22 protein-coding genes are annotated in these 25,541 nt (G+C 70.5%); 14 read left to right on the top strand and 8 right to left on the bottom strand.

Annotation, left to right across the window (positions count from 1 at the left end):
• Nucleotides 1-83: 83 nt before the first annotated feature.
• From WA762_RS08790 to WA762_RS08765, 6 genes are all read right to left on the bottom strand, one after another.
• Complete coding sequence (locus WA762_RS08790) at nucleotides 84-1,190, bottom strand: M48 family metalloprotease (protein WP_335934531.1); 1,107 nt, start codon at nucleotides 1,188-1,190, stop codon at nucleotides 84-86.
• Nucleotides 1,191-1,213: 23 nt separating this feature from the next.
• Nucleotides 1,214-1,750: a Pycsar system effector family protein gene (locus WA762_RS08785; RefSeq protein ID WP_335934530.1), complete on the bottom strand. Its 537-nt coding sequence runs from the start codon at nucleotides 1,748-1,750 to the stop codon at nucleotides 1,214-1,216.
• Complete coding sequence (locus tag WA762_RS08780; RefSeq protein WP_335934528.1) at nucleotides 1,747-3,405, bottom strand: hypothetical protein; 1,659 nt, start codon at nucleotides 3,403-3,405, stop codon at nucleotides 1,747-1,749. The genes WA762_RS08785 and WA762_RS08780 overlap by 4 nt, the downstream gene beginning before the upstream one ends.
• A gap of 60 nt (nucleotides 3,406-3,465) precedes the next feature.
• Nucleotides 3,466-5,643, bottom strand: a complete 2,178-nt coding sequence (locus WA762_RS08775; RefSeq protein ID WP_335934526.1) for a hypothetical protein — start codon at nucleotides 5,641-5,643, stop codon at nucleotides 3,466-3,468.
• Nucleotides 5,640-6,449, bottom strand: a complete 810-nt coding sequence (locus tag WA762_RS08770; protein WP_335934525.1) for a hypothetical protein — start codon at nucleotides 6,447-6,449, stop codon at nucleotides 5,640-5,642. Before WA762_RS08770 ends, WA762_RS08775 begins: the two co-directional genes overlap by 4 nt.
• Before the next feature lie 154 nt (nucleotides 6,450-6,603).
• A complete protein-coding gene (locus WA762_RS08765) occupies nucleotides 6,604-7,350 on the bottom strand; it encodes a Crp/Fnr family transcriptional regulator (protein WP_335934647.1) in 747 nt (248 codons plus the stop codon).
• A 390-nt stretch (nucleotides 7,351-7,740) separates the two neighbouring features.
• Between WA762_RS08765 and rpsL the strand changes: the two genes are divergently transcribed.
• The 6 genes from rpsL (at nucleotide 7,741) to WA762_RS08735 (ending at nucleotide 13,333) form a co-directional block, all read left to right on the top strand.
• Entirely contained in the window at nucleotides 7,741-8,112 is a 372-nt protein-coding gene (rpsL, locus tag WA762_RS08760) for a 30S ribosomal protein S12 (protein ID WP_003948652.1), read from the top strand.
• 2 nt (nucleotides 8,113-8,114) lie between these two features.
• Nucleotides 8,115-8,585 carry a 30S ribosomal protein S7 gene (gene rpsG, locus WA762_RS08755; RefSeq protein ID WP_335934506.1) on the top strand — a complete coding sequence of 157 codons (471 nt, stop codon included), beginning with the start codon at nucleotides 8,115-8,117 and terminating at the stop codon, nucleotides 8,583-8,585.
• Between the two features lie 39 nt (nucleotides 8,586-8,624).
• Nucleotides 8,625-10,751 (top strand): elongation factor G, encoded by a 2,127-nt coding sequence (gene fusA, locus WA762_RS08750; protein ID WP_335934505.1) that lies wholly within the window; start codon nucleotides 8,625-8,627, stop codon nucleotides 10,749-10,751.
• A 161-nt stretch (nucleotides 10,752-10,912) separates the two neighbouring features.
• A complete protein-coding gene (tuf, locus tag WA762_RS08745; protein ID WP_335934504.1) occupies nucleotides 10,913-12,106 on the top strand; it encodes an elongation factor Tu in 1,194 nt (397 codons plus the stop codon).
• 216 nt (nucleotides 12,107-12,322) lie between these two features.
• Nucleotides 12,323-13,117, top strand: coding sequence for a hypothetical protein (locus tag WA762_RS08740; protein WP_443080546.1), 795 nt, complete (start codon nucleotides 12,323-12,325; stop codon nucleotides 13,115-13,117).
• A gap of 39 nt (nucleotides 13,118-13,156) precedes the next feature.
• Complete coding sequence (locus WA762_RS08735; RefSeq protein ID WP_335934503.1) at nucleotides 13,157-13,333, top strand: hypothetical protein; 177 nt, start codon at nucleotides 13,157-13,159, stop codon at nucleotides 13,331-13,333.
• 177 nt (nucleotides 13,334-13,510) lie between these two features.
• Here the strand turns inward: WA762_RS08735 and WA762_RS08725 are convergent, their stop codons facing one another.
• On the bottom strand, nucleotides 13,511-15,658 hold the full coding sequence (locus WA762_RS08725) for a PIG-L family deacetylase (RefSeq protein ID WP_472911607.1): 2,148 nt from the start codon (nucleotides 15,656-15,658) through the stop codon (nucleotides 13,511-13,513).
• Between the two features lie 984 nt (nucleotides 15,659-16,642).
• Between WA762_RS08725 and WA762_RS35650 the strand changes: the two genes are divergently transcribed.
• From WA762_RS35650 to WA762_RS08695, 6 genes are all read left to right on the top strand, one after another.
• Complete coding sequence (locus WA762_RS35650) at nucleotides 16,643-16,864, top strand: hypothetical protein (protein WP_443080545.1); 222 nt, start codon at nucleotides 16,643-16,645, stop codon at nucleotides 16,862-16,864.
• Between the two features lie 493 nt (nucleotides 16,865-17,357).
• Nucleotides 17,358-18,236: a helix-turn-helix domain-containing protein gene (locus tag WA762_RS08715; RefSeq protein ID WP_335934502.1), complete on the top strand. Its 879-nt coding sequence runs from the start codon at nucleotides 17,358-17,360 to the stop codon at nucleotides 18,234-18,236.
• Nucleotides 18,233-18,442, top strand: a complete 210-nt coding sequence (locus tag WA762_RS08710) for a DUF397 domain-containing protein (RefSeq protein WP_335934501.1) — start codon at nucleotides 18,233-18,235, stop codon at nucleotides 18,440-18,442. Before WA762_RS08715 ends, WA762_RS08710 begins: the two co-directional genes overlap by 4 nt.
• Before the next feature lie 89 nt (nucleotides 18,443-18,531).
• On the top strand, nucleotides 18,532-18,747 hold the full coding sequence (locus tag WA762_RS08705; RefSeq protein ID WP_335934500.1) for a DUF397 domain-containing protein: 216 nt from the start codon (nucleotides 18,532-18,534) through the stop codon (nucleotides 18,745-18,747).
• A gap of 165 nt (nucleotides 18,748-18,912) precedes the next feature.
• A complete protein-coding gene (locus WA762_RS08700) occupies nucleotides 18,913-19,323 on the top strand; it encodes a hypothetical protein (RefSeq protein ID WP_335934499.1) in 411 nt (136 codons plus the stop codon).
• A gap of 284 nt (nucleotides 19,324-19,607) precedes the next feature.
• Entirely contained in the window at nucleotides 19,608-21,506 is a 1,899-nt protein-coding gene (locus WA762_RS08695; protein WP_335934498.1) for a LamG-like jellyroll fold domain-containing protein, read from the top strand.
• Nucleotides 21,507-21,749: 243 nt separating this feature from the next.
• Here the strand turns inward: WA762_RS08695 and WA762_RS08690 are convergent, their stop codons facing one another.
• A complete protein-coding gene (locus WA762_RS08690; protein WP_335934497.1) occupies nucleotides 21,750-23,075 on the bottom strand; it encodes a helix-turn-helix transcriptional regulator in 1,326 nt (441 codons plus the stop codon).
• A 154-nt stretch (nucleotides 23,076-23,229) separates the two neighbouring features.
• On the opposite strand from WA762_RS08690, the gene WA762_RS08685 reads away from it, so the two are divergent.
• Together WA762_RS08685 and WA762_RS08680 are read left to right on the top strand one after the other, a co-directional pair.
• Nucleotides 23,230-24,222 (top strand): Gfo/Idh/MocA family protein, encoded by a 993-nt coding sequence (locus WA762_RS08685; protein WP_335934496.1) that lies wholly within the window; start codon nucleotides 23,230-23,232, stop codon nucleotides 24,220-24,222.
• Entirely contained in the window at nucleotides 24,219-25,469 is a 1,251-nt protein-coding gene (locus WA762_RS08680; protein WP_335934495.1) for a DegT/DnrJ/EryC1/StrS family aminotransferase, read from the top strand. The genes WA762_RS08685 and WA762_RS08680 overlap by 4 nt, the downstream gene beginning before the upstream one ends.
• Nucleotides 25,470-25,541 lie beyond the last annotated feature (72 nt).

The following is a 25,541-nucleotide window of genomic DNA, read 5'->3' as shown; positions in this document are numbered from 1 at the left end:
AGTCGCCTGAACGACCGGTGGGCGGTCATCCCGTTGTGTACGGGGTGGCCGCCCACCGGCGTGTCCGCGGCGGGGCGTCGCGCTCACGGCCGCAGGTATGGGCGCAGATGGTGGAGCCGGGTCGGGAGATCGGGGTGGGAGGAGAGCAGCCTCGCGGGCACCGACTCCCGTTCCTCCGGCTCTCCCGTGACGATGAGCGTGCCGCGCCGGGCCCGGACCTCGTCCGCGTGCAGCGTCTGCAGCACCTCGGCCAGCTCCGGCGCGAATCCGAGCGCGGCGGCGTGGCGGTCCGCGCGCAGTTCGGCACGGCGCCCCACCGCCGCCGACAGATACGGGAGGACGAGCAGCAGCGGAAGCCCGTACAGGAGGGCGGCGGCGGTGGAGGCGAGCCCGCCCATCGTGAGCAGCACCGCGCCGACGGCGAGGTAGACGGCGCATCGGGCCGGTGTGACGAGGTGTCGGGCCATGGCCCGCAGGACATGCCACGCCGCCCGGCCCGGTATCCCGTACCAGTGGCCCAGCAGCAACGACCATGCGTGACCGCCGGTGTGGTGCCCCAGCTCGTGAGCGAGTACGGCGGCCAGCTGGGCGGTCGGCAGCTGTTCCAGCGCGAACCTGGTGACTCCCACGATGTGGCCCGCCGCGGCCATCGCGTTGAGCTCGTCGCTCTCCTCGATCCAGAGTTCGTACCGTGCCCAGTCGACCCCGGCGGCAGCCGTCACCTCCCGCCAGACCGGCTCCAGGCGCGCGGCCTCCTGCGGCACCGGGCGCTGGAGCCGGTAGAGGTAGCGGGCGAGGAGGTCCTCCGTCGGCCGGTGGAAGACCAGGGTGCCGGAGGCCAGCCAGAGCACGGGCGGCAGCCAGAACGGCAGCCCCAGGCAGCTGTCCAGGACCGCGCTCACGAGCAGCACCACCAGTGCGCTCGTCAGGAAGGACGGCAGCGCCAGCACCAGCTGCCCGAGCGCGGTGGCGTCCAGGCGTCGTTGGTGTGCGGTGTAGTGGACGCGTCGGCCCGGCCCGTGCCGGTAGACGAGGTCGTCCGGCCCGTAGGACGCCGCGGTCGTACGCGGTGCTGGGCCGCGTCCCAGGGGCGGTACGGTGCCGCTGTCAGGCGGAAGATGTCCGGGCCGGTCGTCCGCCGGCCCGGGTTCGTCGCCCGGAACCTGGGGTCGAGGCGCTGGTCGGGGCATGATCATCCTTCGGGGTGGGGGCGTCAGCCGAGGAGCAGTGAGCCGGGGAGCAGGACCGTGCCCACGGAGTAGGCGAGCAGTCCGGCGCGTATCCACTGGTGCTTGCGCACGGCGATCCAGCTGGTCTCGGCCAGAGCGGTGAGCAGTGCGGAGGTCGGGGCACCCTCGGTGGCGTCGAGCGCCTCCGCCAGCCGGTTCTGGCGAGCGGCACGACGGATGTCCGCGAAGTAGGTGAGTGGGGTGCCGGGGGTCCAGGAGCTGCCGTGGTAGCGGGGGAGCACAGCCATCAGCATCGAGAGCAGTGCGGCCGCCAGCCCGCCCGTTCCGGTCCACCACAGGGCCGTGCCGGGGCCGGAGAGCGCGCTCGGACGCCATTCGCTGCCGGCCAGCCAGCCGCTGATCACGCCCGCGGTCATGCCGAGCGCGGCGACCAGTACGGACGCCTTGTTGTCGGCCCGTGCGATCTCGGACCGCAGATCGAGCAGGAGTCGCGTCCCGGCGTCGTTCTGCCGAGCCGGGGGAGCCGCCGGGGAGTCCGGGGACGGGGAGATGCCGGTCATGCGCCGCGGCCCTCCCGGATCGGTGCTCCGGATGCTTCCGTGATCGCTTTGATCGCTTCGGCCACTTCGACGACCTCCGCTACTTCGGCGGCTTCGGCGGCCTCTCCTGCGGCCTTGAGGAAGTCCGCGAGCCTCGGTGTGCCCGGGGGCCCGGACATGTCCGTGACCCCGTATGTGTCCGTGGCCTCGCGCCGGTCCACCGCGCCCGGCGACGGCGTGTCCGGCGACGGCGGGCGCCTGTCGTCCGCGGGCCTCAGGGGAGTGCTGCCGTAGCCCGGTGGCGGGCGCCAGCCCGGGAAGGAGCCGAACGACGCGCCCTCCCCCGCATCAGCCCTCTGGACCGGTGTGCCGGCGAGCCCGCGCACGCGTCGCCCGTTCGCGCCCATGCCCTCGGTGCGGCCGGGTTCGGCTCCGTCCGGATCGGTCCGGTCCAGATCGGTCCGGTCCAGATCGGTTCGTCCGAGGTCGGTTCGGCCGAGACCTGGCCGGGAGGCGTCCCGTGTGGCCGTCCCCGGTCTCGCGTGCTGCGCCTCCTTCGCCAGCGACACGGTCAGCCGCCCCGTGGCCGTGCTCTGCGCGGTGACCCCCGGCAGATGTTGGTCCAGGACGTCGATCACCGCCTGGAACGCCATCTTCTTCGGCGTCTCCAGCTCGTGGTTCTCCGCACTGTCACCGCTCAGAAGTTCGCCGGCCAGTGCCAGCTTCGCTCTGATCGTGTGCAATTGGTCCTGGCGCAGGCTGGTCACCACCAGCTTGGTGTCCTCGGGGTGGTCGGCCAGGTGGAGTGCCCACGCACGGACCCCGTCCCGCTCCAGGTGCTTCTCGTAGAACGCGATCTTCTCCGCGTTCACCTGCTGCAGTTCGAGCTGCTGACGGGACCGGTCGACCGCCTCCGCGTGCAGCCACTCCTGTCGGCGCAGGTTCAGCGCGTGCTCCCACTCACCGAATTCGGCCGCGCGCCGCCACTGGAGAGCGTCCTGCTCCCGGTTGCGCAGGTCGATCGCGGCGTCGTGTTCCCTGCCGCGCCGCTCGGTGTGCACCCGCTCGGTGGCCTCGTGGTCGATGGACCTCATGCGCCGCACGTGGTCGATGGCCCCCTGGTCCCCACGCACCCGTACGGTCCAGGACACCGAGAGCCCCACCCCGGCCCCGAGCGGGCCTCGTGCGTGCACCTCCCGCAGCAGCGCCCGCTCCGCGTCCGCGCTGCGGGAGACCGCGAAGCGACGGGTGACGGGGCGGGCCGCCTGCTCGAGTTCGCCGAGCAGCAGCCGGGGCACGTCGCGGTGCCGGCTCATCACGAACCGGGCAGGATCGACGACCTGCCACGACAGTTCGGAGATCAGCTCGAACTCGAAGGCGTCGTCGTCGCTGGGCAGACCGATCTCCTCACGCACGGGATGGATCCCCATGTCGACCTCGTACACCGAGGTGTACCGCTTCGCGGCGGCCGCGGCACGGGTGGGCCGGAGAGGCGGGAGATAGGTGTCGTACGAGCCGTCCGGCGCCGAGAAGACCAGGGCGTGGTCGATGCGGGTGAGCGGTCGACGGGCGAAGCCGAAGCGGGACAGCTGCCGGACCGTGACGACGGGATCGCTCAACGGTGTGCCGCGATCGGCGTACTGGTCCCAGTCGGGCGCTCGGCGGAACTCGGGCATGGGAGACACTCTCCTGTCGCTGTGGATGAGGCGGTTTGGAGGAGCAGAGGCAGCGCGGGGTCAGGGACGCGGAAGGACGGCCAGCAGGCGGCCCGCCACGGGTGGGGGATCGACACCGTCCTCGCCGGGCATGGTCCGCAGAAGGTGGCTGAGCCGCTGGTACTCCGACGACGTGGTGACGAGCGAGGGCAGCAGCGCGGCGAGCGCCCACTCCGTGCCGGGACCGTGGTCCGCCGACAGCACCCAGAGGCGCAGCACGTCGAGGGCGCCTCGGGTGTGGCCGCGGCTCTCCAGCGCGGTGCGCCACAGCTCGACGATGCCGGCGACAGCCGGTGTCCGGGTGGCCGACGCCCGTACATACCAGGTCAGGACGAGCGGCTGTCCGTGGCGTTCGTCCCGCTCGGTCCGACGGCAGGCACTGAGGAAGCCGCCGAGCGCGAGTTCGGTGGCCGGACGGTCGTCGTGGAGCGTTCGGAGCAGCCCCGCGAGCACCTCGTCGCCCGCCGACGACAACAGCAACAGTTCCACGGACTCGGCCAGCTGCCCCGTCAGGTCCTCGCCGGGTTCCGGCCGTCCCGCCTGGTGCCGGGCCGCTGCGCGCAGCGCCGCCAGGGTCTCGGCAGGGCGCTTCGGGCCGATCAGCCCGTGAGTGCGGATGGCCACCCAGCACTGTGCCGGCTCATCGCTCTCGCACCAGGAGTCGAGGATGCGCGGCACGTTGGGGACGCCCAGGAAATGGGAGAGTGTGAGCGCGTTGACGGCGACGAGGCGGTGCCGGTAAAGGCGGGAGGAGGCCCACGGTTCGATGATCAGCGCCATGGCGGACGGCAGGTCGGTGTGAGCGAGGACAGCCGCGGTGGAGGCGGCCCGGGTGCGGACGAACGGTCGCCCGTCACCCGCCAGGTGCTGCAGCCAGCGCACCAGCGCGGGCCGCGCTGAGGGGTGCCCGGTCCATATCTCGCGCAGCAGCACGAGCGAGGCCCGCTCGTCCCGGTAGGCGGCCTTCACCTGCCGGACCGGACCCCACTCGGTGGCCTCCTCCTCCTCGAACCGGTGGGCGCGGGCCAGCTGGAGCCGCTTGCCGATGTGCGTGCCGAAGACCGGGACGACGGGGTACCGCCCCCGGTTCTCGGTTTCGTGGAGGAAGACGTGGAGCAGGTCGCCCAGCTCCGCGGTCAGGGCGTACGGGCCCTTGTCGAAGGCGGCCAGCGAGACGAGGAACGCCTTGTCCCGTAGGTGCAGCACGCTTCCGTCGTCCTCGAACCACTCCTGGACCTGGTTCTCCAGAGCCGCCAGGGAGAAGTTCTCGAGTTGCTCGGCGTCGGCCTCCCCGGCCGAGTACCTGGCCAGGAGTCGGGCGAACTCGGCGGCCTCGCGCGGCTGGTGGCTGCGTTCGAGGAAGGCGGTCGTGGCGGGCAGGGAGAACAGCCGTGCCACGCGCTCCTCGTCCACCAGCGTGCCGAGGTGCGCGCGCAGGACGTCACGCGGCGGAGGCGCCTGCCAGTGCACCACCGGTACGTCCTCCAGCAGGGCCGTCGGCCCCACGGTGACGACCAGATACCCGTATTCGCCCAGCTCCTTGCGGGCGGCCAGCAGGTCCGCCTCGCGCAGCGGCCGGCCGGGGTCGGTGATCAGGTCGCACAGGACGTGGCCGGTGCGGCCGTCCGGTGTCCCGGCGCCGAGACCGGCGACGAGCTGTCCTGGAGCGGTGTCCCGGCCGATCGCCCGTACCGGGGCGGCGCCGACCCGGTGCAGCAGCATCAGCGCGGCGGTCCGCCGGCCCGCGAAATAGGGGCCCGAGACCACCAGGACATGCTCCTCGCGCAGCCGGTCGGTCAACTCGTCGAAGTCGGCGCGTGCGGGCACGAAGCAGGCCGCCAGCTCCTCCAGGGTGGACCGCGCGATCTCACCCGAGGCGTGGATCACGGCGGACGCGCCGAACTGGTAGTTGATGATCTCGGTCCTGCCGACCAGGACGTCACCGAAGAAGGTGCCGCCGCCGATGCCGTGGTTGGTCCCGCCGAAGACGCCCCCGCCGACCTGCGCGGCGTCCCCGAAACCCATGGTCCGGGGGGCGTGGTCGGTGAGGTCCCGCCGGGCAGCCCAGGCGGGCTGCGGCTGGTCGGTCTCCTCGGCCGGCTCCCCGTCGGCCGGGCGGCCGTCCTGCGTCCCCGAGGGCTGGTCGCCGCCCGGTGGAGGCTGGGGGCCGTGCGCCTGCGGCTGCTCCTCGGTGCTCACCGGTGGTTCTCCGGGCCGGTGCCGCCGAGGTGGATGTTCCCGGAGAAGGTGCCGCCGCCGATGCCGTGGTTGGTCCCGCCGAAGACCCCGCCGGTGACCGTTGCGCCCCCGAGGTCGAACGCCTGCTGGGCCGATGCCGCAGCCTGCGCGGGTGCGGGCGGTGTGCGCGGGGCGGGGCCGGGGTCCGACGGGGCGTCCGTCCGCCTCTCCACGGGGTGCGGGCGTGGGCGCTCATACGGAGCGGGGCCGTGCAGCCACGCGGCGAGCAGACCGTTCTTGCTGTCCACCAGGACGGAGTGGAACTCCTCGACCGGTACACCGGTGTGGTCGTGCCGCACGATCCCCTGGTAGACGGGCTCGGACACGCACAGCGCGAAGTCGTCCGGGGCCGCGCGCAGCGCCGCCCTCAGCGGCTCCGCGTCCAGCAGCCGGCACGCGTGGTTGAGATCGCTGCCGACCCATCCGTCGAGCTCGTCCACCGCGACGTACCCGGAGGCGACCACACCGCGCAGCCGCATCCGGGCCGAGGCGGAGGCACGCCGGTTCCGGCTGCGCAGCTGGGCCGGTACCTCGGCCAGCAGCGCCCGCAGCAGGGCGATCACCGAGCAGTTGGCGTCGATCAGCTCCATCACGGAGTCGCCGCGGTCCGCCCGCCTGCGCCGGGTTTCGTCGACTCCGGCGGTGAGCAGTACCCGGTCGGTCAGGTCGTAGAGCATGCGTCGCAGGTATGCCTGCTCGACGTCGTCCCGCTCGCTGTACTTCTCGATGTCGAGCAGCAGGATCGTGCTGTTCACGGGATCGTTCACGGGATGCCTCTCGCTCGGGTCGCCGCGGGTGCGGGCCGGAGACACGAGCGTCGGGCCGGCGGGCCCTCGGCGGTGAGGACGGATGACTCACTCGGAGTGTGACCGTGTGCACAGAGCGGCCCCGAACGCCCGCCCGGAGCGGCCGGGGCCGGTGTCAAGGAGTCCGCGGGGCTCCGTGGTGGGCGGGCGGCCGGACCAGGCCCGGCGTCCGGGCGATCCTGCGGAGCGCGTCCGGCCGCACGATCACCAGTGCCCGCCGCCCGGTCTGCACGATGCCCCGCTCCCGCAAGTCCTTCAGCAGCCGCTGGACCATTTCCCGGGACGCCCCGACCGCGCCGGCCAGCTCCTGCTTGCTGAGCGGTATGTCGAGCTCGATGCCCCCGTTCGTACGCACACCGTGGGTGCGCGCCAGATCGAGCAGCAGGACGGCGAAACGCTCCCGTACCGTCATCGCTGCGGACTCCAGACTGCGTCGGTCGGCGGCGCGTGCCCGGTCGGCGGTCAGGGCCAGGAGTGTGAGGGAGACCTCGGCGGATCCAGCCACGAACGAACGGAACCGTTCATGCTCCACGACCACGGCCCGTACGGGGGAGAGCGCGGTGACCGTCGCCGAGCGCGGTCGGCCGGTCAGCGCGGCCGATTCGCCGACGATGTCGCCGGGGCCGCGCAGAGCGTGCAACGCCTCGTAACCGTTCGGCGCCGACTCGGTGACCTTCGTCCACCCGGTCAGGATCAGCAGGACATACGCGGACGGCTCGTCCTGTCTGAGCAGAGGGTCCCGGGAGGCGAAATTCAGCTCGCGGCCAAGCCCGAGCAGGGACACCCGGTCCTCCCGCTCCAGACGTGCGAGGAAGGGCACCTGGTCGTCGAGCCCGTCGCCGTCGGACGCGTACGCCGCCATCACGTCCCCCGATCGTGCGATCGTCCGCAGAGCGCCTCAATGTACTGAGAAGGCGCCCGGGCGGACGGCCAAGGTCGTTTTCCTGCCGCGTGCCCGGGGCCGGCTGGCTCGATTCCGCCGACAGCGGACAGAATCGCCCGGTGTGTCGCCGGTGAGACGCATTTGTTTTGACCGGAGTCGACGAGGTAGGTACGCTCAGACCTTGTGCCTGGGGTGTGCCTGGGACTCGTGTGCGTGTCCTCAGCCGCACGACGATTCCGTCGATGGCCGCCGCAATCTGCGCCCGTCCTGCTTTGCGGCAGTGGCCTGCAGTATTCGACACACCCGACCGCGTGGGTCGGTGACGTTCCAGGTTAGTTTCACGAACGGCACACAGAAACCGGAGAAGTAGTGCCTACGATCCAGCAGCTGGTCCGCAAGGGCCGGCAGGACAAGGTCGAAAAGAACAAGACGCCCGCACTCGAGGGTTCGCCCCAGCGCCGCGGCGTCTGCACGCGTGTGTTCACGACCACCCCGAAGAAGCCGAACTCGGCCCTCCGCAAGGTCGCGCGTGTGCGTCTGACCTCCGGTATCGAGGTCACGGCCTACATCCCGGGTGAGGGACACAACCTGCAGGAGCACTCCATCGTGCTCGTGCGTGGTGGCCGTGTGAAGGACCTGCCGGGTGTTCGCTACAAGATCATCCGCGGCTCGCTCGACACCCAGGGTGTCAAGAACCGCAAGCAGGCTCGCAGCCGCTACGGCGCCAAGAAGGAGAAGTAAGAATGCCTCGTAAGGGCTCCGCCCCGAAGCGCCCGGTCATCATCGACCCGGTCTACAACTCTCCTCTTGTCACCTCGCTGATCAACAAGATCCTGCTGGACGGCAAGCGTTCCACCGCCGAGCGGATCGTGTACGGCGCCATGGAGGGCCTCCGCGAGAAGACCGGCAACGACCCGGTCATCACGCTGAAGCGCGCGCTTGAGAACGTCAAGCCCTCGCTGGAGGTCAAGTCCCGCCGTGTCGGTGGCGCCACCTACCAGGTGCCGATCGAGGTCAAGCCGGGCCGGGCCTCCACGCTCGCGCTGCGCTGGCTCGTCGGCTACTCCCGCGCCCGTCGCGAGAAGACCATGACCGAGCGCCTCATGAACGAGCTGCTCGACGCCTCCAACGGTCTTGGCGCGGCGGTCAAGAAGCGTGAGGACACTCACAAGATGGCCGAGTCCAACAAGGCCTTCGCGCACTACCGCTGGTAGTCGCTACCCCACATCGAGACCGAGAGAAGACTGAGCCTTATGGCCACCACTTCGCTTGACCTGGCCAAGGTCCGCAACATCGGGATCATGGCCCACATCGACGCGGGCAAGACGACCACCACCGAGCGGATCCTGTTCTACACCGGCGTTTCGTACAAGATCGGCGAGACCCACGAGGGTTCCGCCACGATGGACTGGATGGAGCAGGAGCAGGAGCGCGGCATCACGATCACGTCGGCCGCGACGACCTGCCACTGGCCGCTCGACGATGTTGACCACACCATCAACATCATCGACACTCCGGGCCACGTCGACTTCACCGTCGAGGTGGAGCGTTCGCTCCGCGTCCTCGACGGCGCCGTCACCGTCTTCGACGGTGTGGCGGGCGTCGAGCCGCAGTCCGAGACCGTGTGGCGTCAGGCGGACCGCTACGGCGTTCCGCGCATCTGCTTCGTCAACAAGCTCGACCGCACCGGCGCGGACTTCCTGCGCTGCGTCGGCATGATCACGGACCGCCTCGGCGCGACCCCGATCGTGATGCAGCTGCCGATCGGCGCCGAGGCCGACTTCACGGGCGTCATCGACCTCGTGCGGATGAAGGCGCTCGTCTACCCGGTGGAAGCCACCAAGGGCGAGGCGTACAACGTCGTCGACATCCCGGCCGAGCTGGCCGAGGCCGCCGACGAGTGGCGCGCCAAGCTCCTGGAGTCCGTCGCGGAGAACGACGAAGAGATCATGGAGCTGTACCTGGAGGGCGAGGAGCCCACCGAGGAGCAGCTCTACGCCGCCGTTCGTCGCATCACGATCAACTCCGGCAAGGGCGGCGAGACGACCGTCACCCCGGTGTTCTGCGGCACCGCGTTCAAGAACAAGGGCGTCCAGCCCCTGCTCGACGCCGTCGTTCGCTTCCTGCCCTCCCCCCTGGACGTCGAGGCCATCGAGGGCCACGACGTCAAGGACCCCGAGGTCGTCGTCAAGCGCAAGCCGTCCGACGAAGAGCCGCTCGCGGCGCTGGCGTTCAAGATCATGAGCGACCCGCACCTCGGCAAGCTCACCTTCGTCCGGGTCTACTCGGGCCGCCTGGATTCCGGCACCTCGGTGCTGAACTCCGTCAAGGGCAAGAGGGAGCGCATCGGCAAGATCTACCGCATGCACGCGAACAAGCGTGAGGAGATCGACTCGGTGGGCGCCGGCGACATCATCGCCGTCATGGGCCTGAAGCAGACCACCACCGGTGAGACGCTCTGCGACGAGAAGAACCCGGTGATCCTGGAGTCCATGGACTTCCCGGCGCCGGTCATCGAGGTCGCGATCGAGCCGAAGTCCAAGGGCGACCAGGAGAAGCTGGGTGTCGCCATCCAGCGTCTCTCGGAGGAGGACCCCTCCTTCCAGGTGCACACCAACGAGGAGACCGGCCAGACCGTCATCGGCGGTATGGGCGAGCTTCACCTCGAGGTGCTCGTCGACCGCATGAAGCGCGAGTTCCGCGTCGAGGCGAACGTCGGCAAGCCGCAGGTCGCGTACCGCGAGACGATCCGCAAGGCCGTCGAGCGCGTCGACTACACCCACAAGAAGCAGACCGGTGGTACCGGTCAGTTCGCCAAGGTGCAGATCGCGATCGAGCCCATCGAGGGCGGCGACGCCTCGTACGAGTTCGTCAACAAGGTCACCGGCGGCCGCATCCCCAAGGAGTACATCCCCTCGGTGGACGCGGGTGCGCAGGAGGCCATGCAGTTCGGCATCCTGGCCGGCTACGAGATGACGGGCGTCCGCGTCATTCTTCTCGACGGCGCCTACCACGAGGTCGACTCCTCCGAGCTGGCCTTCAAGATCGCCGGTTCGCAGGCCTTCAAGGAGGCCGCGCGCAAGGCGTCCCCCGTGCTCCTGGAGCCGATGATGGCCGTCGAGGTCACCACGCCCGAGGACTACATGGGCGATGTCATCGGTGACATCAACTCCCGCCGTGGCCAGATCCAGGCCATGGAGGAGCGCAGCGGCGCTCGCGTCGTGAAGGGCCTCGTGCCCCTTTCGGAGATGTTCGGCTACGTCGGAGACCTCCGCAGCAAGACCTCGGGTCGCGCAAGCTACTCGATGCAGTTCGACTCCTACGCCGAGGTTCCGCGGAACGTCGCCGAGGAGATCATCGCGAAGGCCAAGGGCGAGTAACTCTTCCGAGTACACGCTTTAGGCTTGTCACCGGAGCCCGGTGGGGCATTCGGCGCGGAGCGCGAGCGACGTGCTGAATGCCCCCGGCCCCGGCATCCCAGCAAAGATCACCCTGGCGCCGATGAAGCAAGGCGTACAGAACCACTCCACAGGAGGACCCAGTGGCGAAGGCGAAGTTCGAGCGGACTAAGCCGCACGTCAACATCGGCACCATCGGTCACATCGACCACGGTAAGACGACCCTCACGGCCGCCATTACCAAGGTGCTGCACGACGCGTACCCGGACCTGAACGAGGCCTCGGCCTTCGACCAGATCGACAAGGCTCCCGAGGAGCGCCAGCGCGGTATCACCATCTCGATCGCGCACGTCGAGTACCAGACGGAGCAGCGTCACTACGCGCACGTCGACTGCCCGGGTCACGCGGACTACATCAAGAACATGATCACCGGTGCCGCGCAGATGGACGGCGCCATCCTCGTGGTCGCCGCCACCGACGGCCCGATGCCGCAGACCAAGGAGCACGTGCTCCTGGCCCGCCAGGTCGGCGTTCCGTACATCGTCGTCGCCCTGAACAAGGCCGACATGGTGGACGACGAGGAGATCCTGGAGCTCGTCGAGCTCGAGGTGCGCGAGCTCCTCTCCGAGTACGAGTTCCCGGGCGACGACGTTCCGGTCGTCAAGGTCTCCGCGCTCAAGGCCCTTGAGGGCGACAAGGAGTGGGGCCAGACCGTCCTCGACCTGATGAAGGCCGTCGACGAGGCGATCCCGCAGCCCGAGCGCGACGTCGACAAGCCGTTCCTGATGCCGATCGAGGACGTCTTCACGATCACCGGTCGTGGCACCGTCGTCACCGGTCGTATCGAGCGTGGTGTCCTCAAGGTCAACGAGACCGTCGACATCGTCGGTATCCGCCCGGAGAAGACCACCACCACGGTCACCGGCATCGAGATGTTCCGCAAGCTGCTCGACGAGGGCCAGGCCGGTGAGAACGTCGGTCTGCTCCTCCGTGGCATCAAGCGCGAGGACGTCGAGCGCGGCCAGGTCATCATCAAGCCCGGTTCGGTCACGCCGCACACCGAGTTCGAGGCCCAGGCCTACATCCTGTCGAAGGACGAGGGTGGCCGCCACACCCCGTTCTTCAACAACTACCGCCCGCAGTTCTACTTCCGTACCACGGACGTGACCGGCGTCGTGACCCTCCCCGAGGGCACCGAGATGGTCATGCCGGGCGACAACACCACCATGTCCGTCCAGCTGATCCAGCCGGTCGCCATGGAGGAGGGCCTGAAGTTCGCCATCCGTGAGGGTGGCCGGACCGTGGGCGCCGGCCAGGTCACCAAGATCGTCAAGTAATTACTTGATGGTTTGACCTGGTTGCTCCGCACCGAGCACCAAGAAGGGCCTCGGCCCGCCGCGTATGCGGTGGGCCGGGGCCCTTCGGCGTGGTGCGGGGGTGGTGGGGTGGCCTACGGCGGTGATGGGGGCGGGGCGGGCGGGGCGTGTGCGGCTGCCGGGCTCGGCAGGGGAAGCCGGACCAGGAGGAGGAACTGTCTCGGTGACGGCCGTTCGATGGTCAGCGTTCCGTCGAGCTCGACGGTGACGTACGCCTACGACCACGTCGCCGAGCCGCGCGGCCTGGCCACGAAGACGGTGGACTCCGTGGCGGGCGCCTTCACGACCACGTGCGACGCGGACGGCGGGGTCTCCACCGAGCGGCTGCCCGGCGGCTACACCCTCACCGTCGATCAGGACACCGCCGGTTCCACGGTGGGCCGCACCTACGCGCGAGACGCCGACGGCGTGCTGGTTTCCTCGGACATGGTCTCCGAGTCCGTCCACGGACAGGTCACCGAGCACACCGGCTGGTCGACGCGGGAGTACGGATACGACAAGGCGGGCCGGCTGACATCGGTCGACGACAGCGTGGGCGAGGTGTGCACACGCCGCGCCTACACCTTCGACAAGCGCACCAACCGGACCCGGCTGACCGAGTCCGCCGCGTCGGAGGGCGCGGACCGCACGAGCACCGGCGCGGTCACGACGACGCACGCCTACGACAGCGGCGACCGGCTGGTCGACGCCGGATACACGTATGACGCGTTCGGCCGTACCACGGCGCTGCCAGGTTCGTCCCTCGCGTACTACGCCAATGATCTGGTCCACACCCAGACCACGGACGACCAGCGCCAGAGCTGGACGCTGGACGCGGCGCACCGCTTCCGGTCCTTCACCGTCGAGACGAACGGCCGGCGTCGCAGCAGGAGCCTTGCACTGCTGCGCTGGTCCATCAAGCGGTATCCCTCACGCGGGTACCACGTCAGACCCATTCCCAGGTCCCACAAGAAGCCTTGGTGGCGTCGATGATGACGATGCCTGATTCCGTTGCGAGAAAAATGAGGACACGTGAAACAAGTTGATCAGCGGAAGAGCTCCACAGTGTTCTTCGCGCTGGGTTGCCTCGCTCTTATCAGCGGAACCATCGTTTCGCTGACCCTGGGAAAGGCCGACGGCGCCCCCATCCTCGGATCCGCGGGATTGATCCTCGCCGTGGCATGGATATTCCAGCGACGTTTGGAGTGACATGCCGTCAAGTGACATCTGAGTACGGTTCGGATTAGCTCGATGGCTCGGCGTTCGGGGAGCGCTCGCAGGCAGCGAGCCGGCCGCGCCCGCCTCCCGGGCCGCGCGCAGATGACCCGGGCGGTCGAGCACGGTCAGGACGAGCGCACGGCACGACGGCAGCCGTTCGGTGAGCGGTCAGGGGCGCCAGAGCCAGGGGTGGGCGTCGACGCCCAGGGCCGCGACCACCGGGCGGCCGTCCTGGGTCAGGCGCAGGGCCGGGGCGTCGAGCGGTACCGGGCCGTGCCGCCGTACGGAGAGGCCGCGGGGCGTGCGCACCTGGACCAGGCCCTTCTCGGTGCGGCCGAGCAGCACGGGGGAGTGCGTCGGGCCGGCCGCGGCGACGGGGCCGTAGCCGGTGAAGCCGGGGCGGTCGTCGAGGACCCTGCCCCGGCCGTCGAGGCCGGTGTAGTCGCCGGTGGCCGGGGTCCGGCCGTCGAGGACGTTCCCGTCCGGCGTCTCGCCGGTCCGCACGGTGGTCAGCGCGGCCTTCGCCGCCGCGCGGTAGAAGAGGTCGAGGGTCCCGTCCGGGGATGCCAGCGCGGCCGGGCCGTCGCCCGGGACCGGTACCCCGCCGATCTGGGTGCGCGCGGTGACCGGGTCGCCGGGGGCGTCCTGCGTCCAGTGGTGGACCGCGAAACGGCCCGCCGCGAGGACATGGACCCGCCCCTCGCCGTCCACGACGGTGCTCAGGCCGTCCTGGACCTCGCCGCCGCCCATGTCCCGCCAGTCGCCCCAGCTGCCGTCGGCCTCCCGTATCCGGGTGCTGAGACCCTTCTCCGCGTTCCGTACGAAGAGGTGGACCCGCCCGTCAGGAGCGGTGGCCGCGACCGGGACGCCGATCCGGCGGCCGTCGTCCTGCCCGCGCTCCGGATTGCCCAGCCCCTCCCAGGCGCGGAAGCCGCCGCCGGGGGAGCGCTGTTCGAGTACGGCGATCTCGCGCGCGTTGTCCGCGCCGTGCCCGCCGATCGCGGCGAACCGCAGCCCGAACAGCAGCTGCCGCCCGTCCGGCAGGGCCGTGCCGCCGAGCACCGGGGCCAGCGGGCCGCCGCCGAGGTCGTCCGGCGCCTCCCACACCCCGCTGCCCGGTGCGCTCTCGCGCCAGCGGACCGCCCGCAGCCCCAGCACCCCGTACGCGACGAGCCGGCCGTCCGGCCCGGCGCCGAGCACCGGGCGGGGGCCCGGGTAGCGGTAGTGGGTGGAGCGCACCCAGCCCTTCCGGTTGGTCAGCGGCCGGTCGCCGCCCACGCCGTAGTCGCCGCAGCCGGCCGGGTTGCCGCAGTCCCAGTCGGCCGAGCCGCCGTACGGCACCAGCAGGGCGGCCTTCTCCGCCAGCACGGCGGGCGGCAGGTTCTTGGGCCAGTGCCGGTTGTAGTAGGCCCGGTAGGCGGTGGTGGCGAAGCCGGGGACCGTGCCGCCGTCCCGGGTGGCCCGCGCCACCCAGCGGATCAGCGCCGTCCAGGTGAACAGCGCGGCCGCGGTGTGGTCGGGGTGGTCGGAGTAGCCCTGCTGCTCGCTGTCCCGGCGGCGCTGGGCCTCGCTGCTGTGCTGGATGTCGGGGTCCGGGTCCAGCGTGTGCACGGCGGTCGGCCGGTACCGGTCGAACAGCCCCACCAGGACGTCGATCAGCCCGTCGTACGTGTACGAACCGGCCTGCCGCAGCGGGGAGCCGTCGGCGACGACCGTGGGCAGCACCAGACGCCGGTCCTGCCAGAGACTCGGCAGTCCGAGCCGTCCGTATGTGGTGTGCATGGCGGTGTTGAGGTAGATCAGCTCGACCCTGCGGCCCCGGTGCGCGAGCAGGTTGAGCTCCGCCCGGTGACCGCCCGGCAGTTCGACGACGGACTCCTGCCACTTCGTGAACCGGTCGAGCCCGAGGAGCGTCGCGTACGCCTGGCGGAGCCCCTGGTGCCGGGCGGAGGAGTACGCGGCCTTGTCGGGGGCCGGGCCGGGCCGGCCGGGCATCCGGTTGACGCCGTTGGCCTCGCCCCCGGTCAGATAGACGCACACCAGGGGCGTCCCGTCGTGGAACGCCTGCCGGGTGTCGGGGTTCATGAAGTACAGGTCGTCGTCCGGGTGGGCGAGGAGCTGCATCATCAGCGCCGGTCGCGAGGCGCTGATCGGCCGCCCGGGCAGCGGGTCCGGCGCGGGATCGCGGCGGCGGGGCGACGCGGGGGCCGAGCACGCCCCGAGGGCCGCCGCCCCGGTCGCCGCGGCCGTCGCCGCCAGCAGGGCGCGGCGGGGGATTCCCGTACGGGGCGCCCGCGACGAGGGTCGATCCGTCACACCGTGCTCCGTCCGTTCCCTCGCAGCGGGCGGCGGGGCGACCCTGTGCTGCGTACCGATTCGCGCGCAGACCGCGCGGGGAGAGCGCGAGCCGCTGTTGCGGAGGGATAGACGGAGATCGACGGGGGCGGGTTGCCTGGTCCGCGCCACGCTTGTCGTCGCGTCGCGTTGTGTTGCGTTGGGGGCGGCCGCTGGTCGTCAGGCGGCTCTGTGGGGGGCTTCCTGTTCGGCGTGGCGTTCGCGGCAGTCGCGGCAGCGACCGGGGTCGGCGGCGCGGAAGGCGCGGTCGCAGGTGTCGCAGTTCTGGAGCGGGATGGCGAGGACCCCGTGGCGGGCCGGGGCGAGGTCCGCTGCACCGGGGAGCGGGGGTGGCAGGAGCGTGGTGATCCGGTGGCGGAGGAGCCCGGCCGGATGCTTCAGGGGGCTGGGGAGGTCGGTGGTGAGGGCGTGGCGGATGGTGTCGGGGTGGGTGTCGCGTTCGAGCCAGGTGGCGACGCCGGGGGCAAGGGCGGCGATATCCCTTTCGGAGAGCGCGAGCCCGGGTGCGTGGCGGCGGAGGTCGGCGAGGAGCGCGGTGGCCGCGCGCTGAAGCTCGGGCGTGAACTCCTGCGGCTGGGGGAGCGGCGGCGGAGGTGGTGTGGTGCGCGCGGCGGGAGTGGGTTCCGGCTGCGGCGCGGGCGGCGGCGGGGGCGTTGCGGGGGCCGGGGCCGGGGGCGGGGCGGGAGCTGGGACGGGGGGGCGGTTCGGGTGCGGCTGCGGGCGCGGGCGGGGGTGCGGCTGCCGGTGGGGTGGGGGTGGGGGTGGGGGTGTGGGTGTGGGCGCCGGTGGGGGTGTGGGCGCGGGCTGTGGGACCGGCTTGCCGGGAGCGTTCCGGGGGCGAGGGGCCGCGGTGGGTTGAGCGGTGGCACCTGGCTGGTTGTAGGAGACGGTGCGGGTGACGATGCGGCCGTCGGCGAGGCGTACGCGGCTGCGGTGGAGGTAGCCGTGGGCTTCGAGTTCGCGCAGGGCGGCGGCGATGCGGAACTCGCTCTCGGGGAAGCGTTCGGCGAGGCGCTTGATGCCGATCCTGGCTCCGGCGGGGAGCGACTGGATGTGGGTGGCGAGCCCGATCGCGGTGAGGGAGAGGCCGCGGTGCTGGGCGAGGTGGTTGCCGATGACGGTGTAGCCCGCGGCATGCCGGAAGTTGATGTGGATGACGCCTCATGACGGCGTTGCGTCTTCGCGTACCAAGGACGAGGCGCACGGGGGCGCGGTAACCTGCTGGGTATCCATCGGGAAGCCCTTTACTTCCTCGGTGGTCAGGCCCCCGGTCGAGAGTGCCAGTCTCGTCGGGGGCCGTCGCATGTCTGGGGTTGTCGCGGCGAGCATAAGCCAGCGAACCCACATGAAATCCAGCTCAGTTGCCCTGTGTCACCCGCGCGAGTGATCAGGGTGGGACGGGGGGTCGGGTTCGGGTGGGGAGGGTGTTTTCCCTCAGTACTTCAACGTTTTATGTGTCGTGGCAGAGGGGGACGCGGCAGAGGGGGACGTGGCTTACCGGGTCGTGGGTTTCCGCGACCCGGTGGAGTGGCCCAACGAGCCCCACTCGTAGGAGGGTTGTCCAGGGCTTGTCCGGTGTTGTCCCGGCTGTCCGGGGTGACGTGCCGGGGGCACCAGGGGTTGGGCCGAGAACGGTAGGCGCGTCGGAAGTGGGGCACGGATGAGCGTGGATGAGGCCGGTACAGAACGCGGGGACACCGGCGCGGACGAGCCGGGCTGGGACGTCGATCCGGATGACGACTCGGGGCTGGCCGTGGTCACCGCCGTGGGCCGCCAGATCAAGGCATGGCGAGAGGCTGCGGGGCTGCGGGCCGAAGAGTTCGGGACCGCCATCGGGTACGGGGAGGGCCTCGTCTACAAGGTGGAGGGCGGCCGGCGCATCCCCCGACCGGAGTTCCTGGACAAGTCGGACGAGGTCCTGGGGGCGGGCGGGAAGATCGCTGCGATGAAGCAGGACGTGGCGGAGGTCCGGTACCCGAAGAAGATTCGGAACTTGACGAAGATGGAGAAGCGGGCAGTTGAGATGGGGTTGTACAGCAACCACAACATCCACGGCCTGTTGCAGACGTCGGAGTACGCGCGGGCGCTGTTCGAGATGAGGCGGCCCGCATACTCGCAGGACGAAGTGGAGCGAGTACTGGCCGCACGCATGGCCAGGCAAGCGGTCTTCGAGAGGTCACCCGCCCCCGCGCTCAGCTTCGTACAGGAAGAAGTGACGCTGCGCCGCCCCATCGGGGGCACAATGATGCTGCGTCGACAACTTGAACGGCTTCTGGAGGTCGGGCAGTTGCGGAACGTCGAGATTCAGGTGATGCCGACCAATCGCGAGGATCACGCAGGAATGGCTGGCGGAGTCGAAGTGCTGAAGTTCGAAGACGGCACTGCGGTGGGGCGGTCGGACGGTGCCTTTGCCGGACGGCCGGTCTCCGATCTGAAGCAGCTCAGGATCCTTGAGCTGCGCTATGGGATGATCCGGGCCCAGGCTCTATCGCCACGGGAGTCGTTGACCTTCATCGAAAAACTGCTGGGAGAGACATGATCCGCAAGACCTCTGCCGGGGACGTTTCCGGGCTCGAGTGGTTCAAGAGCAGTTACAGCAGCAGCAGCGAAGGGGACTCCTGCGTCGAGGTGGCCACTGCGTTCTGTGCGGTGCACGTCCGCGACTCCAAGAACGTGCCGGGGCCGCAGCTTGCCTTCGGTGAGGACGCGTGGGCGGGCTTCGTGTCGTACGCCGCCGGGCACTGATCTCACACGTGTCCGTGCCTCCGTCCTGGGCTGATGCCTGGGCGGAAGCGCGCTGTTGTCAGTGTCATCGGAGCCCAGTTGGGAGAGACATGATCCGCAAGAGCAAGACCTCTGCCGGGGGTGCTTCCGGGCTGGAGTGGTTCAAGAGCAGTTACAGCAGCAACGGCAACGAAGGCGACTGTGTCGAGGTCGCGACGGCACCGGACTCGGTGCATGTGCGCGACTCCAAGAACGTGCCGGGGCCGCAGCTTGCTGTTGGCGGGGACGCGTGGGCGGGCTTCGTGTCGTACGCCGCCAGGCGCTGATCCCGCACGTATTCGTGCCCCTGGCGGCGCGGCCACCATTCGTATGCTTGTCCACGAACGGTGGCGGCGCCCCGGACCTCGGACGACGTCGCGCGCTGCGGAACTGGGGGCGGACATGCGGAAGAGGCGAGGTCTCTGGTCGCTCGTGTACTTCCTGATGGGAGTGTGTGCCTGCTGCTTGCCGTCGTGATGGCGATGGGCGTGGTGGCGATGGGAGTGAGGGGGGTAGTCGGTCTGCTCCCGGTCGTTGTCCTGGGTGTGCCGGGTGTGGTGCTGACGTTCCGTGCGCCGGTGTTCGGTGTCCGTTACGGGCCGGACGGGCTGCGGTACTCCGGGCTGCTCAACGCGCGCTCCCACGCGTGGGCGGATATCCGGGAGGTGCGGGTGGCCGTCCTGCCGAGCACGGTCTACTCGTCCGATGTCCCGGAGCTGGTGCTGGCGTCCGGCGGAACGGACCAGCTGCACATGCTGTCGGGCCACAGCTTTGGCCGGGCCCGGAATCGGCGGGTCGTGCGGCTGGTGGCCGAGCTGGAGGCGGCGCGCGCGGCCGCGTCCGCGTCTTCGCGGCGGAGCTGATCGACTGCATCGCCCAGGCCGTCATCCCCCCGGAAACGCCTGATCTCGCCGAGGATCCGGGGTGGTGGCGCCGGGCATGCCGATCTCCCGTGGGCCGACCTCACCCACGATCCCCCTCGTGATCCTGGACTGGGCGCGCTGGACACCGCCGCCGGGACCCGCGGCAGGGGGAGGGGCAGTTCATGGAGTCTTCGTCCGGGTGACGCCTGTGAGGTCCGGTTCGTCCGGCACGCGCGGTTAGCTTTCGGGCGATCCCCCGACGCTCGTCCCCCGCGGAGACATCCATGTGCAGCCCGCTCCACCAGCCCGACGGTCCGCTCCTGCCCGCTTCCAGCCGGCGTACGTTCCTGCGGACCACCGCGCTGACCGGGGCCGCCGCCGCGGCCACCGGGCTCGTGTCCGCCGGCCCCGCTGCCGCCCGGTCCCCGGAGAGCTCCGGCACCGTCGCGGCCGCTTGGCGGCCCGACTTCGAGAGCCCCAGGTTCACGTTCGTCGTCATGCCGGACACCCAGTACCTCTTCGACGGGGCGAGCATCGACAGGGCGCCGGTCGAGGCGTCGTTGCGTTACGTCCTCGACCACGGGCGCGACGAGAACATCGTCTTCCTCTCCCACCTCGGCGACCTCACCGAGAGCGGTCAGGCGGCCGAGTTCGGCGCGATCGGCAAGGCGTTCGAGCTGCTGGACCGGCGGCGGGTCGGCTACAGCGTCGTCGCGGGCAACCACGACATCAAGTCGTCCACCGACGACCAGCGCGGCCGCACCCCGTACCTGGACGCCTTCGGCCCGCAGCGGATGCGGCGCCTGCCGACGTACGGGGGGTCGACCGCGGACGGGTACAACACGTACCACCTGTTCCGTGCCGCCGGGCGCGAGTGGCTGGTGCTGGCGCTGGACTGGCGGCCGTCGGCGGCCGGCCTCGCCTGGGCGAAGGAGGTCATCGCCCGGCATCCGCACACCCCGGTCATCCTCACCACCCACGAGCTGGTGTACGCCGACGCGGACGGCGACGAGGCCGAGTTCTCCCAGCATGGACGGCATCTGTGGGACGAACTGATCGCCGGGAACGACCAGATCTTCCTCACCCTCAACGGGCACTACTGGCCCGCCGGGCGTACCACCCGCGAGAACGCGGCGGGCAACGACGTCCATCTGCACATCACCAACTACCAGAACCGGTACTACGGCGGCAGCGCGATGATCCGCCTCTACCGTTTCGACCTGGCCAGGAACACCATCGACGTGGAGACGATCTCCCCGTGGATCCTCGGCCGCGCGGGCGAGAAGCTCAACGAACTGGAGCGCGGCGAGGTCGAACTGACCGGCCCGCAGGACCGTTTCGCCGTTCCCATCGACTTCGAGAAGCGGTTCTCGGGCTTCGCGCCCGTGCCCGCGCGCGGCCCCCGCCCGGCCGGACGGATGCTGATACCGGGCACCGTCGCCTACTGGCGCTTCGACTCCCCGTCGCACCCGGACGGCTCCGCCGCCGCGGCCGCGCTGCGCGTCACCGACCTGTCGGGGCACCGCAACGACCTGGTGCGCGAGGCCGTCCCCGGCAGCGCGCCCGACGCGCTGCGCTGGTCCAGCGGCCACCACCCCGACCAGCCCGGCCACGGCAGCCTCTACTTCGACGGTTCGAAGTCGCCGCTCCGGGGCGCGTATCTGCGTACGGAGAACGACGCACCGCTCAACGCCAAGACCTTCAGGTCCGGTTACACCATCGAAGCCTTCCTCCGCCTGCCCGCCGACTGGAACGCCGGACGCAACGCCTGGGGCGGCGTGCTCGGCCGCCGGGGCACGCTCGGGGCCGCGGGCAAGACCTCCGGCGACCTGGAGGAGCCCGTCGCCACCCTCTCCGTCTCGGACGGCCCCGGACTCCAGTGGGCGGCGGCGCCGCTGAACCAGCCCGGGGGCGTCACCAACTGGAGTCATGAACTGCCCCGGGAGCGGTGGTGGCACGTGGCCGTGGTCAACGACACGAAGCGCACGACGATGTACATCGACGGCTGCGTCGTCGCCCGGAACCCGGCCACCCGCGCCACCGGTCTCGCCACCGCGGGCCTTCCCTGGCTGCTCGGCGCCTACGAGTACGGGGGCGAGCTCGACCAGTTGATGCGCGGCTGGCTCGGCGACGTCCGGATCGTCGAACGCGCACTGCCCGTGAAGAGCTTCATGATCGCCTGAGCGGCGGGCACGGCCATGGTCCGGGCTGGACCAGACCATGACCGTGGCCCCGGACCGGACCGAGCCGGCCGGGCGGCCCTTAGGAGCTGTCTGACGAATACCTGCGGCGTCGCGGGGTCCGGTGCGCACGCTCGTGGCGTTGCCGAACCGCCCACGTGGCTCCGCCACGCAGACGCTGCGGCGCCTTGCGATCGCACGCACCGGACCCCGCTCCTTCTCCCGCACTCATTCATCAGACACCCCCTAGCTCGCTTTGAGGCGGTCCACGAGGTCGGCGACGCCATCGACCTGGCGGTAGGGCTTGAACGCCGGAGCGAGCTCGCGTACCAGGGTGACGCACCGTTCGGCGCCGATCCGGGTCGCGAGGTCGAGCGACTGGTTCGTAACAGCGAGGGCATGTTCGACCTCGCAGGCCTGCAATAGGCTGCGGGCCTCATACGTCAGGAAGATGCCGCGTGTCTTGTCCCGGGAGCGCGGCAGCAGGCTCATGCCCTCGCCGATGCGGGCGTGGGCCTCGTCGGTGCGGCCGAGATCGAGCATGCACTGGCCGGAGTCGACGGCCAGGTCCGCCGTGCTCATCCACCGGCACCAGGCCGGCGCCGCGTCGGGGCTGTCGGTCAGCAGGGCGGCCTCGGCGGCGGCCAGGTCCCGGTGGCAGTCGGACGCGGCGCCGAGGGCGGCGTGCGCGCGGGCCCGGCGGAGGTGAAGCAGGGACCGTGCCGTGGGGTGCCGGGTGTGGATGAGGGCCTGGCTGAGCGGTTCGACGGCGGCGCCGGGATGGGTGAGCCAGATGGACTGGTAGGCGAAGTCGGAGAGGATGCTGGCGCCGAGGTCGCGGTCGCGGGCGGCGTGCGCATTGGTGAGGGCCGCATTCCAGAGCTTGCCCGCCGCGAAGTGGTGCCCCTGGTCGAAGCGGTGCCAACCGCAGGTGCTGGCCAGCGAGGCGGCCAGCAGGTGAAGCCGGTGGCCGACGGACTCGGTGTAATGACCTTGCTCGATCAGATCGGTGACCGTGTCCAGCTGGGCGCCCATCAGCTTCGCGGTGTGCTGGCGCTGTTCGGTGGGCAGGGCGGTCAGCTTGGCGCTGGTGTCCTCCAGCCAATCCACCAGCTCGCCGTCGACACACCTGCCGTTCAGGGCGGTGGTGAGCCGGTCGGGTTCGAGGGCGGCCCACTGGGTGGACAGCCCGGCCAGGGCGAGCGCGCTGAAGGTCATGAAGGTGCGGCGGCGGTGATCCATTGCGGCTCTCTGTGCGTCTCGGAGTGCGTGGACGGTGAACGCCGATCCGAGCGGCACCGGCTGTTCCTGGCCTGGGAGCCAGTAGGGCCACTCGAAGGCTTCCAGGTCACCGATCGGGACGTCGAAGGCTTCGGCGATCAGGAGCTGGGATTCGATGCTGGGCGTCTTGCGCCAGTTCTCCCACTTGCTGACGGCGGCCTTGTCCGTGCCGGAGCGAAGCCCTTCGGGCCTGTTCCTGGCGGCGTGGTGGATGCGGGCCGCGAGGTCGGTCTGGGACCAGCCGCGAAGCGCGCGGGCGTACGCGAGGGGGTGCCGGATCTGGTCGTCCACGGGTCAATCCCATCATCGATGGTAACCGTGAGCCTACTGCGAGTGATGGCGGGACAACCTCGGGACTACAGACAACGCCTGTTTGACGACCGTGAGTTGGGCTCTACTCGTCGTGCACCGACACGTTCCTTCACGAAGCGGAAGGAGTCCGCGCATGAAACGACGCGCTGCGGTCATCGGCCTCGGCCACCAGGCGATCCAAGACCACCTGCCCGGTCTGCTCGCGTCCAGCAGGGCCGAGCTCGTCGCCATCTGCGACAGCAACCCCGACCCCCTGCGGCGGCAGCAAGAAAGGCTCCAGGTCCCGGGATTCACCCGCACCGGTGAGCTGCTGGACGCCGTGGCCCCGGACTTCGTGGTCGTCGCCGTCCCGCACCACGCCGGCCGGGAGGTCGTCCAGGAATGCGCTGCCCGAGGCGTCCACGTACTCAAGGAGAAGCCGTTCGCCACCAGCGTGCGGGAGGCCCGGGAACTCGCCCAGGCCTGCCAGGCCGGGCGGGTCGAGCTGATGGTCACCCTCCAGCGGCGCTTCAACCCGGTCCACGCGAGCGTCGCCGGACTGCTGGACCAGATCGGCACCCCGTTCCTGATCGACGGCCAGTACACCTTCCACACCGACGACCCCGGGGTCGGCTGGCGCGGAGACGTCCGGCAGGCCGGTGGCGGCTGCATCATCGACATGGGCTACCACCTCATCGATCTGCTGCTCTGGTATTTCGGCCTGCCCAGCCGGGTCATCGCCGAGTTCTCCACTACCGCCGTCCCCGGCGACGGATACGACACGGAGGACACCGCCGTCATCCAACTCGACTACGACACCGGCCTGTACGGCTCGGTACTGCTTTCCAGGTGGATCGCCCCGAAGACCGAGCGCCTGCACGTGGTCGGTACCCGCGGCTCGGTGCTGCTGGCCAAGGGCCGGGTCCAGCGGCTCGACCTGCACGGCACGGTTGTGGACGAGCTGACCCGCCCTCACGCCCCGGCCTCTGCCGCGACCGCGCAGATCGACTACTTCTGCCGGGTCCTGGACGGGGAGAGGCCCAACACCTCCGGTCCCGACCAGCACCTCGCTCACGCCGCGTTCATCGCCTCCTGCTACCGGTCCAAGGCGGCGGGGCGGTACATCGACCCGAAGGAGACGCTGTGACCAGTGCCCTCGCCCTGCTTGGCGGCAGGCCCGCCGTCACCGCGGACGGCCCCCACTTCATCTGGCCGCCAGTCGACGACACCACCCGCGCCAAGGTCGCCGCCCAGCTGGAGGAGTCGATCTCCCTCCCCGGCCGCTCGGGCATCGTCGCCGAGCTGGAGGACGGCCTGCAGGAGTACTTCGGTGTCCGGCACGCGGTCACCACCAGCTCCGGCACCGCTGCCCTGCACGCCACCTACTGGGCCGCGGGGATCGAGCCCGGCGACGAGGTCGTCGTCCCGGCCTGGACCTTCCACGCCACCGCCTCCCCGCTCTTTCACCTCCGCGCGGTGCCGGTGCTGTGCGAGACCGGCCCGGACGGCAACATCGACCCGAACGGGATCGAGGAGCTGATCACTCCTCGCACCCGCGCGGTCATGGTCACCCACCTGTGGGGCAAGCCTGCAGACATGCCCGGCCTCGTCGCCGTGGCGAACGCCCACGACCTTCTCGTACTGGAGGACGGCTCCCACGCCCACGGCGCCAGCGTCAACGGGCAGAAGGCCGGTACCTTCGGCCTCGCCTCGGCCTTCTCCCTCAACGGCCCCAAGCCGCTGTCCGGCGGCGAGGGTGGCTTCGTCCTCACGGACGACGACACCTACCACCGCCTCATCATGCTCGCGCACTACAGCAAACGCGCCAGGACCGAGATCCCGAAAGGCCATCCGCTCGCGCGGTACGCGGTCACCGGGGCCGGCCTCAAGCTCCGCATCCACCCTCTCGCCGCCGCCATCGCCCACGACCAGCTCGCCCGCCTGGACAGCTACCTCGCCGGGCGGGCGGAGATCGCCCGCTACCTGACCGGCCGGCTGGCCCGGATACCCGGCCTCGAAGTCACCGAGATGCCGGAAGGGGTGATTCCATCCTGGTACGGGTTGACGCTCACCTACCGGCCGGACGAGCTCGGCGGCCTGCCGATCGAGAAGTTCCACCGGGCGCTCATCGCCGAGGGCGCCATCGAGTTCGACCGGCCCGGCTCCACCTGCCCGATGAACCAACTGCCGCTGTACCAGCAGCCCAGCGTGCTGTTCCCCGGCCACCCGCGCTCCCACCGCCGGTACAAGGCGGGCGACTTCCCCGTCGCCGAGCGCGCCCATGCCCACACGGTCAAGCTCCCGGTCTGGCATCGTGAGCAGGATCTGGACGTGGCCGAGCAGTACATCCGCGCGGCTGCCAAGATCAGCGAACACCACAAGGAGCTGCTGTGACTGTCACCTCCCCCGAGTTCGTGGCCGGCCTGGCGGCCGATGCCGAAGCCGCCGGCATCACCCGCTTCGTCG

Source organism: Streptomyces tyrfis, assembly GCF_037034285.1.
Taxonomy (GTDB): Bacteria; Actinomycetota; Actinomycetes; order Streptomycetales; family Streptomycetaceae; genus Streptomyces.
Note: the sequence above shows the minus strand (reverse complement) of the source record. Positions and strands in the feature narration are given on the sequence as shown.